General features: G+C 34.4%; 16 protein-coding genes and 1 other annotated feature. Of the genes, 4 read left to right on the top strand and 12 right to left on the bottom strand.

Annotation, left to right across the window (positions count from 1 at the left end):
- Positions 1-265: 265 nt before the first annotated feature.
- Positions 266-634, bottom strand: a complete 369-nt coding sequence (locus tag I2490_RS06125) for a hypothetical protein (protein WP_206458880.1) — start codon at positions 632-634, stop codon at positions 266-268.
- An 85-nt stretch (positions 635-719) separates the two neighbouring features.
- Positions 720-1,577, bottom strand: a complete 858-nt coding sequence (locus tag I2490_RS06120) for a GGDEF domain-containing protein (RefSeq protein ID WP_206458879.1) — start codon at positions 1,575-1,577, stop codon at positions 720-722.
- 248 nt (positions 1,578-1,825) lie between these two features.
- Between I2490_RS06120 and I2490_RS06115 the strand changes: the two genes are divergently transcribed.
- Positions 1,826-2,152: a helix-turn-helix domain-containing protein gene (locus tag I2490_RS06115; protein WP_206458878.1), complete on the top strand. Its 327-nt coding sequence runs from the start codon at positions 1,826-1,828 to the stop codon at positions 2,150-2,152.
- 68 nt (positions 2,153-2,220) lie between these two features.
- On the opposite strand, the gene pdxT is transcribed toward I2490_RS06115, so the two are convergent.
- Positions 2,221-2,793: a pyridoxal 5'-phosphate synthase glutaminase subunit PdxT gene (pdxT, locus tag I2490_RS06110; protein ID WP_206458877.1), complete on the bottom strand. Its 573-nt coding sequence runs from the start codon at positions 2,791-2,793 to the stop codon at positions 2,221-2,223.
- Between the two features lies 1 nt (position 2,794).
- Positions 2,795-3,670: a pyridoxal 5'-phosphate synthase lyase subunit PdxS gene (pdxS, locus tag I2490_RS06105; RefSeq protein WP_206458876.1), complete on the bottom strand. Its 876-nt coding sequence runs from the start codon at positions 3,668-3,670 to the stop codon at positions 2,795-2,797.
- Between the two features lie 116 nt (positions 3,671-3,786).
- Here pdxS and pdxR point away from each other — a divergent pair, with 116 nt between their 5' ends.
- The 3 genes from pdxR to I2490_RS06090 all read left to right on the top strand — a co-directional run bounded on the left by pdxR (position 3,787) and on the right by I2490_RS06090 (position 6,603).
- Positions 3,787-5,202 carry a MocR-like pyridoxine biosynthesis transcription factor PdxR gene (pdxR, locus tag I2490_RS06100; RefSeq protein WP_206458875.1) on the top strand — a complete coding sequence of 472 codons (1,416 nt, stop codon included), beginning with the start codon at positions 3,787-3,789 and terminating at the stop codon, positions 5,200-5,202.
- Between the two features lie 82 nt (positions 5,203-5,284).
- Complete coding sequence (locus I2490_RS06095) at positions 5,285-5,845, top strand: TetR/AcrR family transcriptional regulator (RefSeq protein WP_206458874.1); 561 nt, start codon at positions 5,285-5,287, stop codon at positions 5,843-5,845.
- A 98-nt stretch (positions 5,846-5,943) separates the two neighbouring features.
- Positions 5,944-6,603, top strand: a complete 660-nt coding sequence (locus I2490_RS06090; protein WP_206458873.1) for a hypothetical protein — start codon at positions 5,944-5,946, stop codon at positions 6,601-6,603.
- A gap of 148 nt (positions 6,604-6,751) precedes the next feature.
- Here I2490_RS06090 and I2490_RS06085 read toward each other — a convergent pair whose 3' ends face one another.
- The 8 genes from I2490_RS06085 to I2490_RS16870 all read right to left on the bottom strand — a co-directional run bounded on the left by I2490_RS06085 (position 6,752) and on the right by I2490_RS16870 (position 12,898).
- Positions 6,752-7,168, bottom strand: a complete 417-nt coding sequence (locus tag I2490_RS06085) for a hypothetical protein (protein WP_206458872.1) — start codon at positions 7,166-7,168, stop codon at positions 6,752-6,754.
- 29 nt (positions 7,169-7,197) lie between these two features.
- Positions 7,198-8,367 (bottom strand): Na+/H+ antiporter NhaC, encoded by a 1,170-nt coding sequence (gene nhaC, locus I2490_RS06080; RefSeq protein WP_206458871.1) that lies wholly within the window; start codon positions 8,365-8,367, stop codon positions 7,198-7,200.
- Positions 8,368-8,721: 354 nt separating this feature from the next.
- Positions 8,722-9,357, bottom strand: a complete 636-nt coding sequence (locus tag I2490_RS06075; RefSeq protein ID WP_206458870.1) for a recombinase family protein — start codon at positions 9,355-9,357, stop codon at positions 8,722-8,724.
- Positions 9,358-9,620: 263 nt separating this feature from the next.
- Positions 9,621-9,851 (bottom strand): hypothetical protein, encoded by a 231-nt coding sequence (locus I2490_RS06070; RefSeq protein ID WP_206458869.1) that lies wholly within the window; start codon positions 9,849-9,851, stop codon positions 9,621-9,623.
- A 214-nt stretch (positions 9,852-10,065) separates the two neighbouring features.
- Positions 10,066-10,485: a YjdF family protein gene (locus I2490_RS06065; RefSeq protein WP_206458868.1), complete on the bottom strand. Its 420-nt coding sequence runs from the start codon at positions 10,483-10,485 to the stop codon at positions 10,066-10,068.
- Between the two features lie 158 nt (positions 10,486-10,643).
- On the bottom strand, positions 10,644-11,492 hold the full coding sequence (locus I2490_RS06060; RefSeq protein WP_206458867.1) for a MerR family transcriptional regulator: 849 nt from the start codon (positions 11,490-11,492) through the stop codon (positions 10,644-10,646).
- 249 nt (positions 11,493-11,741) lie between these two features.
- Complete coding sequence (locus tag I2490_RS06055; protein WP_330634584.1) at positions 11,742-12,251, bottom strand: HD-GYP domain-containing protein; 510 nt, start codon at positions 12,249-12,251, stop codon at positions 11,742-11,744.
- 223 nt (positions 12,252-12,474) lie between these two features.
- Positions 12,475-12,727 (top strand) — a binding site (T-box leader).
- A gap of 36 nt (positions 12,728-12,763) precedes the next feature.
- Entirely contained in the window at positions 12,764-12,898 is a 135-nt protein-coding gene (locus I2490_RS16870) for a hypothetical protein (protein WP_280634193.1), read from the bottom strand.
- Between the last annotated feature and the right edge of the window lie 63 nt (positions 12,899-12,961).

Here is a 12,961-nt window from a genome sequence, read left to right as displayed (position 1 = left end):
TTTTACTGTTTTTAATCTTCTCAAATTGAGACATCCAATATATATTTTCTTATATACGATTAAAAATTATCACTATTTATTCATTTTATTTTACGAAATATTCTTAATTTTAAATTAAAATTTGAAGAATTAAAATACAAAACAATAATTTTTTAATGAAAAAATAAAAAAAGACTCAAAGAATTAAGTTCTTTTTTCTTAATCCTCAAAGTCTCAAATTGATACAAAGATGCTTTTATTGTACCATATTATTCTCAATCACTTATTAACCAAATTCAAAATCTAATTCTTCCTTCGGTACATCTACATATTGCTTTGACTCCTCCAATCGTTGAATGAGTCTTATCCTCTCATTTTCCAATTCTTTTCGTGAATATTTTTTATACATTTCCAAAAATAACTCATACCGATAAACAATAGATTCGTCTTTTGATGGGAATTCAATTTCCTTTCCCTGAATGAAATTTCCTTCTAATTCATTTCTTGCAATTTCATCGTCCATAATCGCAAAAGTAAGACATAGCTTCGTATATTCCTTTAACGACACACGCGGCATAAATCGATAATAAAGAAAGGTAGCTGCTGCTCCAAATCCTGCGATTGCTGATGCAATCAATACTTTTTTATTTGACATATCACTTTCCCCTTTATTTTTTCCTACCTATTTATAAGAACATAAAATACGTCATTTGTAAATGTTAAAAAATACCATTATGTTTCTATCTGACCGTATTTCTTCCTTCTCTTTTTGCTTCATATAATTTCTTATCAATTTCTCTGAAAATGGAGTCACAGGTAGGTAAAGGAGTAAAATTTTCTATTGTATAAATCCCGAAACTGCAAGTCGTTTTAATCTCATGTTCATGATATCGAAAGGTTTTGTCTTCAATTGCTTTCCGAATTTCTTCTGCTCTTTTCTTTGCTGTCTGATTGTCTGTACCAACAAGGCATAACAAAAATTCATCTCCACCATACCTTGCTGCCCAATCCGTACTTTTTTTAATGTCTTTTTTTAACTCCATAGCAAACTCATATAAAAGGTAATCTCCAGCAACATGACCATAGGAATCATTTGTCTTTTTAAAATAGTCCAAATCGGTAAAAAGTACAGAAAGTGGAATTTCATGCTTTGCACAATTCTTTATTACATGTGGCAGCATTTGATTGATGTACCTTCGGTTATATAAGCCGGTTAATTCATCCGTAACTGACAGTCGATATGCATTTTCCAGCAAAGCTGAACTTTTCCCAATCAAACGATTGATATCTATTTTCCCGGTTACATTCGCGATACATTCCATAATAAGCTTTCTTTTCCCGATCTCGACAGGAAGCATAGTAAAGAGCAGCAGAAGTCGTCCCTCCTGTTCCATCCAATACATAGTCGTATCCGATGCCATACACTTATGGTAGAGCTCCTGACGTATCTGAAAATCAAAAGTAGGAATAGGATTTAGAGATTTTCGAATTTGATATTCTGCATAGAGAGTTTCGCTTTCAATATCAACCAAGCGTATGCACTCAAACAGTTTATTTATCGTTTTCAACTGCATTAACTCTTTCCTATGGTTTTTCATAGCTCCCTCCTTCCCTTATCGTTATATAAAAAAAATTCGGTTTTACCGAACTAAGATATGAGTTTATTTATTCGTTCAGCTCTAAAAAATATAGAACTAGTTATTTTTTAATATTTATGCATAATCTATTTATTTTTGTATATATTAATAATCTCTAGTATAAGCTATTAGATTCATAAAATCAATATCTTATAGCTTGTTTTTATAGCTAACAGCTTCCTATACGATAGTTTTAAAGAGGTGCTAAGATGAAAAAAGATTTAAACATGCAAATTGGATCACGTATCCGCATCAAAAGAGAAGAACTAAAATTAAGCCGTGAAAAACTTGCAGAATGTATTGATGTATCTCCGCAATTTCTTGCCCAAATTGAACTCGGCAGAAGAGGCATGTCAACCACAACCCTTTATAAGATATGCAATGCCTTAAGTGCTTCAGCTGATTACATCGTACTTGGCAAACAGGAAAAAAATGATTTAAACGTATTTCACGAGATGCTTTCCAATCTTAATCCAAAGTATCTCCCTTACGCCGAAGATCTTTTAAAAACCTTTATTTTAGCAGTAAACAAGTAGAAAATCCCACTTAGAACCATAGTTTCGAAGTGGGATTTTCCCTTTTTAAGAAGAATTGTATTTTACCCTCAGTTTTTTCCTTCAATCATCTTTATAAAATATTCATGAACAGCGGTATCTTGATTTAATTCCGGATGAAAGGATGTGACTAGTTTATTTTTTTGCTTTGCAGCAACAATTTGGTTGTCTACCACCGCAAGAACTTCTGTATCAGACTGAACCGATTCAATATAGGGTGCTCGTATAAACGTCATAGGGATCTTTCCGATTCCTTTAAACTCTTCTTCCGTATAAAAACTGCCCAGCTGCCTTCCATAAGCATTTCTTTTTGCAGAAATATCCATAGCAGCAAAATGCAGTCGATTATCATTAATGATTTCTTTTGCAAGCAGCAAAAGTCCTGCACATGTCCCAAAAACAGGGATACCTTCGAAAATCATTGCTTGCAGGGGATTGAATAGTTCCAAATCATGCAGCAATTTACCCATCACCGTACTTTCTCCTCCCGGAAGGATTAATCCATCAAAGGAATCCTTGATATCCTCCTTTTGTCTGATTTCAAAGATGTCTACTCCAACTTTCTCAAGGATTTTTTCATGCTCAATAAACGCTCCTTGAAGTGCAAGAATCCCGACTTTCATATTATTTCCCTCTTTCTGCCATCAACAACTCTATTTCCTGTTCATTGATGCCAACCATAGCTTCACCTAAATCCTCAGATAATTCAGCAAGCATTTTGGAATCTTGGAAATTGGTTACTGCTTTTACGATGGCAGCTGCACGTTTTTCAGGGTTTCCAGATTTAAAAATACCAGATCCAACAAACACACCTTCTGCACCAAGCTGCATCATCAGAGCTGCATCTGCAGGAGTTGCAACCCCTCCAGCTGCAAAGTTCACAACCGGAAGCTTTCCATTTTCGTGAACAAATACAACCAATTCATAAGGAACCTGCAGCTGCTTCGCCGCATCATACAACTCATCTTTGCTCATAGAAGTCAATCTTCTTATTTCACTTTGCATCATACGCATATGACGTACAGCCTGAACCACATCACCGGTACCCGGCTCACCTTTGGTTCTAATCATAGCAGCACCTTCATTGATTCTTCTAAGTGCTTCTCCAAGATCTTTCGCACCACATACAAACGGTACATGAAACTTTGTTTTATCAATATGATAAATTTGATCAGCTGGGGATAATACTTCACTTTCGTCAATATAATCAATTTCGATGGCTTCTAAAATTTGTGCCTCTGCAAAATGACCAATACGGCATTTTGCCATTACCGGAATCGAAACTGCCTTTTGAATGCCTTTAATCATTTTAGGATCACTCATACGAGAAACACCTCCCGCAGCGCGAATATCAGCAGGAATGCGTTCCAACGCCATTACTGCACAAGCGCCAGCTGCTTCGGCAATTTTAGCTTGCTCCGGAGTTGTTACATCCATGATTACTCCACCCTTAAGCATTTGCGCAAGATTCTTATTTAATTCTAATCTGTCATTTCTCATTTTTATACATCTCCTTATTTACAATTGATTTTAACTCCATTATAATCAAAAGTGATATTATTGATATATCCATTTTGATTATTTTTTTTAATGTCAGTTTAATAGGAGATACAAAAGTGCTTACATATAATCTTCATAATAAAGAAAAATCAACTTTATATGAACTTCTTTACACAAACATAAAAAATGATATTTTAGATGGGAAAATAACAGCAAATGAAAAGCTGCCATCCAAACGTTCACTTGCACTGCATTTAAAAATAAGCATTATCACCGTTGAGAATGCTTACACCCAGTTGCTGTCGGAAGGCTATATTTATTCCATTGAGAAAAAAGGTTATTATGCATGTGAGTTACAAAAAACTCCATTACAAAAACCATTAAAATCACAAATAAAAAACCATATACATCCACTTGAACGAAAAAAAGATGAATTCACAATCGACTTTAAGAGCAATGCGGTCCCTGCAGAAAAATTTCCTTTCTCTGTATGGTCAAAGCTTATGCGTGAAGTGCTGAGTGAAAGAGGCAGTCAATTGTTACAACCAATGCCTTTTAATGGGGCAGAGCAGTTAAGGACTGCCATTGCGGATCATCTCTACCATTTTCGAGGAATGCATGTTTTACCAGATCAAATCCTTGTTGGTGCCGGAACGGAATATTTATATCATCTGCTAATTCAACTATTAGGTAGAGAACATGTCTATGCATTAGAAAATCCGGGATACTCTAAAATTTCAAAAATCTATGCTGCAAATGATGTTTCATTTGAATCGATTCATCTAGATTCATATGGCTTGTCCGTTCAGGAACTAAAACAAAGTAAAGCAAATGTGATACACATTTCACCCTCTCATCATTTTCCCACAGGAATTATCACACCAATGAAACGAAGACAAGAAATATTAAATTGGGCGAATCAGGATGGCAATCGTTATATTATTGAAGATGATTATGACAGTGAATTTCGTTTTCATGGTAAGCCAATTCAAACACTGCAAAGCATTGACACAAATGAAAAAGTAATTTATATAAATACCTTTTCAAAAACCATAGCACCAACCATTCGTATCAGTTATATGGTTTTACCGTTTCATTTAATGGAGAAATTTCGAGAAGAAATGGGATTTTATTCATGTACAGTCTCCAGCTTTGAGCAATATACATTAGCAAGCTTTATCGAGAAAGGCTATTTTGAGCGACATATTAATCGTATGCGAAATTTTTATAAATCACAAAGGGATTGTTTACTTGAAAAAATAAAAAAGAGTCCTTTCAATAAAAAGGTCACCGTAATGGAAGAAAATTCTGGACTCCACTTTATTTTGGATGTAAATACGAATATGTCAGATGAAGAACTCATCCAACAAGCTCATAATAATGGTATCAACATATCCTGTTTATCTGATTATTATTATGGATGTAAAAAAGATTTACAACTAAATAATCTACAGCATAAACTTGTAATTAATTATTCTTGTATTGATTATAAAGTGATGGAGCATGTACATCGTTTATTAAGCATTCTTTGAAAAAATCATTAGTAAATTGCTTGACAAATGAATATATATCTATTAACATGAACATTGTTCATATTGAAAGGAGATATTAATTATGAATCATACAGTTACCTCAAAACAAACCTTACTTAAAGCAGCAAAGGATATCACTTACAGCGAAGGACTGAACCATCTGAACATTCGCCGCGTTGCTTTAGCTTGTAATATTTCTATTGGTGCTGTATACAATTATTTTCCTTCAAAATCTGATTTGATATTTGCTCTAATCGAAGATTTTTGGAGTTCGATTATTAATGAAACCTTATTTAAGAATACCCAAAAAATTGGGTTTCCAGATTATTTTGAACAGATTTATCAGAACCTTTATTTGCGACTTAAAGAATTCAAAGCAGAATTTCTACAACAAATTATGCAGTTTGATCATGCTGAAAAAGAAAAAGGCAAGTCAATTGAAAAAATATATTTTCAATATATAAAAAATGAGCTTTCATGTGCACTACAACAGGATCAGCAGATACCCCCGTCAATTTGGAATGATTCTTTTACAAGGGATGCATTTATTGATCTTGTATTTAAAAGCATGATTTCCTCATTAAAACAAGGAGAAAATAATTCTATTTTTCTTAAGGAAATGATTATCCGCTTACTATATTAACAACTAGAATAAATAAAAAACAAATTGAAAAAAAACTAGATACTTTTTTTAAGTTTTTTTTAAAGAAACATGAACATCGTTCATGATGGAGGCATATTATGACTAAAATTTTTGAAACTACATTTGATATCCTATATTTAATCACAGTTATTACACTTGGACTTAAAATGAGTTTGGATGCAAAAAACACAACACAATATCGTTTATTTGGCTATATGGCTATCGTTCTTGGGGTCGGCGATGCGTTTCATTTAGTACCCCGTATTTATGCCATGTGGACTACGGGAATGGAATCGAATGCTTCCATTCTGGGATTTGGACAATTTGTTACGTCCATTACCATGACCATTTTTTATATAATGCTGTATCATATATGGAGAATGAACCATAAAATTTCAGGGCAGAAACAACTAACCTTTTTTATTTATTTGTTAGCCGTTCTGCGAATTGCACTCTGCTTTGCGCCACAAAATCAGTGGTTTAGTTTAAATTCACCACTTATATGGAGCATTTACCGTAATATTCCCTTTACTGTTTTGGGATGTATCATTCTTATTTTATATTATCAGCAGAGTAAAAAATCAAAAAACAAAGAATTACGCTTTATGTGGCTGGCAATTGTATTCAGCTTTGCATTCTATATCCCTGTGGTGTTATTCTCTAACATATTTCCACCCATTGGCATGCTTATGATTCCAAAAACTTGTGCTTATGTCTGGATTGTATGGATGGGCTATCACCAAAAAAAGACCCTCTAGTATTAGGAACGACATAGAAACATAACGGCAGCGTCGGTAACTTGAAGTTTTCAAGCACCAACACTGCCGTTTATTGTTTTTTAATTACTTTATAGTTATTTTTCCGGAACAATAACCTCATCTCCGGGATGAATCAGAGAAAATGCAATTATGCTTCTACTTCACCAAAATGGATTTTAGGATTTTGCTTTAATGCTAATTTAATCACGTCATTTGCATCGTCTGTTTTAAAAATGAGCCGTTTTGATAGAACATCCTTTGTAAAATGCAATACCGTATAAGCAGGGTCAGAAACTTTTTCAATATGCATTTCCGTTATTTCCGAAAAGCTCCATGTTTCATGATACTGATAAATTCTTGCATTATAAGTTATAACAATGCCTTGCTCTTCTACAATCGTATATTTTTTAAGAAGAGATGCGAATAACAATAATGCACCACATAGTAAGCTGTAAATCGATACTAAATATGCTCCAAGTACAAGTAAAATAGTTCCGATGATTCCAGTCAGAATCTTTGTTGATTTTCTCTGCTTTCTATCACTTAATGCTTTCACTTTGCTCATTCCTATTCCATCCTTCTTATAAACTCTGATTATGCTGCCTTTTTATTTCTAGGGTTTTTGCTTTCATCGGCATATTTTACCCCAATTCCAAGATAAGAAATGATGATTGCATAAACTGGATTGATTAAATTCATAAAAGCATAAGGAGCGAAGTCCCAATTTGCAACACCAAGGGTTGCTGATTGGTATGCACCACATCCATTCCACGGTATCATTGGAGACCATAAAGTTGCTCCGTCCTCCGTTGTTCTGGATAAAAAGCTTCTGCTTAAGCCTTTTTCATCATATATTCTTGAAAACATTCTTCCAGGTACTAAAATAGCTAAGTATTGGTCTGTTAATACGACATCGCAGACAATACCCGTTATAATAGTGGAAACCACAAGTCCGCCAACGCTTTTTACTCTTTTCACCATGCCACCAAGAAGTACTTCAACAAACCCACATTTTTCTAGGATTCCTCCGAATGCAAGAGCGAACATAATGAGTGAAATCGTCCACATCATAGAATTTAAGCCGCCACGATTTAACAACTTATCTGCAATGGCATTGCCTGTTTCTGCTTCATATCCATAATGGAGTGCACCTAAGCAATCTGCAATGGATGCCCCCTGTGCTATCATCGCAATAATGCATCCGCAAGTTGCTGCAAGTAAAAGTGAAGGAATTGCCGGTATTTTTTTAACCGCACCGATAACGACTACAACCACCGGAAGCATGATCCAAGGTGACAGATAAAAATTATCTGCAATGGCATTTTGAATCTCAATAGCTGTTGTTGCATCATAACCATCAACATTTACAACCTTCATTCCAACAATCCCATAAATGACAAGCGCCATACAAAAACTTGGGATGGTCGTTGTCATCATAGCCCGAACGTGATCATAAAGCGGTGTTTCTGCACCAGCTGCCGCAACATTCGTACTGTCAGATAACGGGGATAACTTATCTCCGGTATAAGCTCCTGAAATTACCATACCGGCTGCTAGAGCAGGATTGATTCCAAGGCCCATTGCAATGCCCATTAACGCAACACCTACAGTACCGGAAGCGGTCCAAGAAGAACCGGTTGCAAGACCTACAATCGCAGTAAGAATTGTACCGACAACAAGAAAAGCACCTGGTGAAATCAAATCCAATCCATAATACACCATTGCAGGTATGGTTCCCGACCATACCCATGTACCAATGAGCATACCCTACAACCATTACAATTAATAAGGCTTCCGTTGCTCTTCCAATGCTGTCCAATACTCCTGAAATAATGGCATCCCATTTATAACCACATCTCCATGCCATAAATGCAGTTACAATGCAAGACAATACCAGTGGGACATGGGGTTCAATTTTCCAATACACAGTACATACGATGATTAATACCATCATAAATACAACGGGAATCAACGCTTCCCATAACTTAGGCAATCTGGTTTTTTCCATAGTTCATACCTCCGTACTAACACATAGCTAAAAATATTATTGCGTGACAGACTAGCCACTATATAACCGCGCCTGAGCGTTTATATCAAACTAAATTTCTTACCCATTCACTACTTCTTTTTTTCATCTTCATCACGTTCTTGATTTAAATATTTGCTGCTTCTCATTAATGCCAAATATTTATCTAGTGTAGGTCTACTGATGTAACATATTTTTGCATAATCCGTTTTATTGATTGCACCTTTTTCCAATAGGTCATAATTTTCAATTACCTTTTTCGGTATGTTCTCCAATTTTAGGGATGGTCTCCCTATCATTTTTCCTTTATCTTTTGCCTTCGCCAAACCGCTTTTTACTCTTTGACTTATCATATTGTGTTCAATTTCTTTAAAGACATCGGCCATCTTGAGCATGCCCTCTGTAAAGGAATCTATCTCTTTGCTGCAATCTAAGACAAAGTCTCCAACGATTAATTTCAATTTTTGTTCTTTTGCGAACTCTACTAAGTCACTAAATTGTCGGGTACTTTTTGCAATCTGAAGCATATCCGTACAAATGAGAGTGTCTCCGGATTTTATTTCTGCAAAAAGACGCTCCAATTCGCTTTTTTTATTGTTGCCACGTGGGTTCTCTATAAAAATGTTCTGAGAATCTACTCCCATTTCATTTAATTTTCGAATAGTTTGATCTTTTGTTTTTTTAGATTCATTAGCGCCATTACGCATGTATCCATAAATTTTTCTCATTGTTTTCTCTCTCTTTTTTCTTAGTATTCACATTATAGTTTAAATATTCGTATTTGTAAAGATAAACATTGTAAAGAAAATTCATAAAGTTTATTTTATCAATAAACAATAGATTATTCTACATTTAATACATCGTAAAAATTAACTTATGTTTTTGTTTACATCAGCAGTTCTATTTGCATATATTCCTATAAAAAAAACAGTACATCTAAAAAGATTGTACTGTTTCAAAAACAATTCATTTTTAATTATTTACATCTGTTTTATTCATTTACTTCTGTTTTTGTAAAAATTCTTAACATCTTGAGCATTAATGGAACATAAGTTGCAACAAAAACCGTTGAAGCTACAGCAGCAGCTGGCTTCTGTACCTTATGCGGTAACTTCATACCAAATAGAATTCCAAGTGAAAAAAGGCAAAGCTTAAGCAGTGAGATATCCTTCCAATCCGACTGTTTAATGAAGTCATCTCCATAGGAAAACAAATTCTTCATTTCCATCACTCCTCTCTGTTTTTTTATTACATCATAAGTGCAAACCGTTGCTCCGGTTTGCTTCACCAGGATCAATAAATACATTTGAGACAAAATCGTTTGATGTTATTTGATTTTGTTACTTAAATTCGTATTTATTATAACACAAAGTATATGCATTATTGACAGAATATTATAAAAAGTGTTTGGAAAATTATAACTTACTTTTATTATTTTACCTTCCCCTGTGCTTTTGTTTTTTCTTTTTTTGTTTTAAATCAAATTGACGTTGCTTTTCCTCCTCAGTCTTCTTCTTACGGTTTAATTTCCGTTCTGTTTTCATCTCTTGTTGTTGAAGTTTTAATGCTTGCTGTGCTTTTGTTCCTAGTCCGGTTTCATGCAATTGTTTGCTGATTTCTCTCTGCAATCGTTTCGGATTGATAGGTTTTCGCACTTTTTTCTCTGTCCAAACCGATGGACTAAATTTTAACTTAGAAAAATTTTTTAAAAGATACTCGTAAACCTCATAATCCTTTGGTTCTGCTCCAAACAAAATTTTGCATACTTCCAGTTTTTGATTCTCTGTCCGCTCATATACACCGATCCAAAATGGCTCTTCAAAAAACACAGTAAGTTTTGCTGATATTAATGCCATATGCATTCCTCCCATAAAAAAATTAAACGCAGAGAATGGACAACCCATGGGAGGGCAGGTTACTGACAGGATATTTACCTGCGTCCGGACTACCAACCGGAACTGTGTTTTTATCTTTGCTACTTAAATACTAGCTTTTTTCATAATGTCTGTCAAGTTTACCCTTCTGTTGTTTTCATTGAGGGACAAGGCTGTACTTTTTCTAAAGGAATTTGAATTTCTACTAAATATTTTTGTGGATCTTTTTCATTCCACGGTCCACGGTGTACAATCTGCCTACTCTGTTCGCCCATTTTATAAAAGCTGTTTTTCTGTAACCATCTTGCAAAAGCCAAATAAGCACCTGCAATATTAGAAAATTCGCCATAGACCATTGTGCATGCCATAATTGATACTAATTCGGTATTTCGATAGCTAAAATCACCTATACTTTTTCCTACTTTTTTAACAGGCATACACAATTCAACATCCACATTTTTTTCTTTATATTCTGCATCGTGGTAAATTGTAAATGTATCACTTGAAACTGAGATCTGTTGTTGTTCTGCAAAGGCAAACAGCTCTTTCCACAGTTCTCCCTCTGCGAAATAATCTGGAATAATTTTTCTTAGTGAAAGTACTTGATAACTAGGAACCGATTTTATTGTAACATTATAGTGCATATCACTTTTTTTATGTAAAATCTCGCTTTTGGCAAGCGTTATTTTTCTTAATTTTTCTTGCTCTGACTGTATTATTTTTTTTATTTCTAAAAATTTATTATCAAGCTGCTCCATAATGAAATTATTGTCTTCACTATTAATGACGATTGCAATTTCAGCTACACTAAATCCACTATCTCTTAAATAAATTATCTTGTTTAAAATAGGTATTTGTTCTACAGAATACATCCGGTAGCCAGTCCATGAATCAATTTGTGCTGGTTTTAAAAGTCCCACCTCATCATAATATCTTAACATCCTAATTGTTACTTGCGTTAATTTAGAAAATTCTCCGATTTTAAACATCCCACACTCCTCCATACCCCTAATTATAGATTTACTTTTATTATACTTCAATAGGAAAGGCTGGCAGAACGCCCTGAATCTTTATAAAAAAGACGCTCATTTCTGAACGTCTAAATAATCAATTTTATTAAATAGAATAATCCAATATTAGATCTTTTTCATTCTCATTTTTAATTATCTTCCCCCAGTTATTTAGTACCATTTCTGCAATTTTAGGATCATACATAATTCCAATGTTTTGTTGAATTTCTATTCTACATTCTTCCGGAGACATTTTTTTCGATATTGACGATCATTTAACATTGCATCAATTGAATCTGTGATTGCAATAATTCTCGAACCAAGCGGGATTGCTTTCCCCTTAATACCATCCGGATATCCCATTCCATCCCATCGCTCATGATGATGACGTACAATGGCAGCAATTAGTTCAAACCTTTCTACTTTTTTCAGTATTTCATAGCCTATTACAGGATGCTGTTTCATCAACAACCATTCTCCTTTATTCAATGGGCCACTTTTTCTTAAAATGTGATCCTCAATCCCAATTTTTCCTATATCATGAAGATGTGCTGCAATATGAATGGTTTCCATTTCCTCCTCGGAAAGATTTAAAAGACAGCATATCTGTTCTGTCATATCACTAACTCGTATTGAATGACTGGCTGTATATTCATCCCTTGCTTCCAATGCAGTTACAATTCCAAAAATAAGATCATGGTACAACAATAAGGAATCCACTTTTTTCTTTTTTGACAACGCAATTTTCTCCCTTCTGTGTTGCATCTTATCTACGATGTATAATGTATTAAGTAATAAATAGATGGTTACAGGTTAGCAATTGCTAACTTCTAACATATCATACCATTTCTCCCTTTTTGGGTCAACAAAAACGAAAATATATCAAAAAAAAGAGTTCTCCTATATAATAAAAAAAAGAGTTGACAAACTTATTTTGTAGTTGTATTATATGCTCAATATATAAAAAGCGATGACAGGGTAAAGTAAGTGATTCACCAATGTATACAGAGAATCCGGAATAGATGAGAACCGGATACATGTGTTCACCCAAGTTCCCCCTTGAGCTGGTACATTGAACGCTGCATTTTGCAATAGTAGGTGTACACGGTTTCCCCCGTTACAGGGATACGGATGATTTGTCCTGAGTGGCTGAAGGCTTATCCTTATTTTAAGCACAGCAAGAAGAGTGGTACCACGGGCTTCCCGTCTCTTACGAGACGAGGAGCCCTTTTTGTTTAGTTAATGTAAAATTAGCAACAGCAATTATCATTATTATTCATGTCACCGCAACCAAACATGGATGGCATGCAAATGATTACAAGTAACAACAGAAAAAAGAACAGAAGACTATCGTCAATCCCTGCGCATTCATTGTAACATCTCATGAAATAATACCTCCTTAAAGTTTATGGTATAGAATATGAAAACGCATAGGATTTGGTGACAGA

Source organism: Anaerovorax sp. IOR16, from assembly GCF_017168145.1.
GTDB lineage: Bacteria > Bacillota > Clostridia > Peptostreptococcales > Anaerovoracaceae > IOR16.
This window is presented reverse-complemented; position numbering and strand designations above follow the sequence as displayed.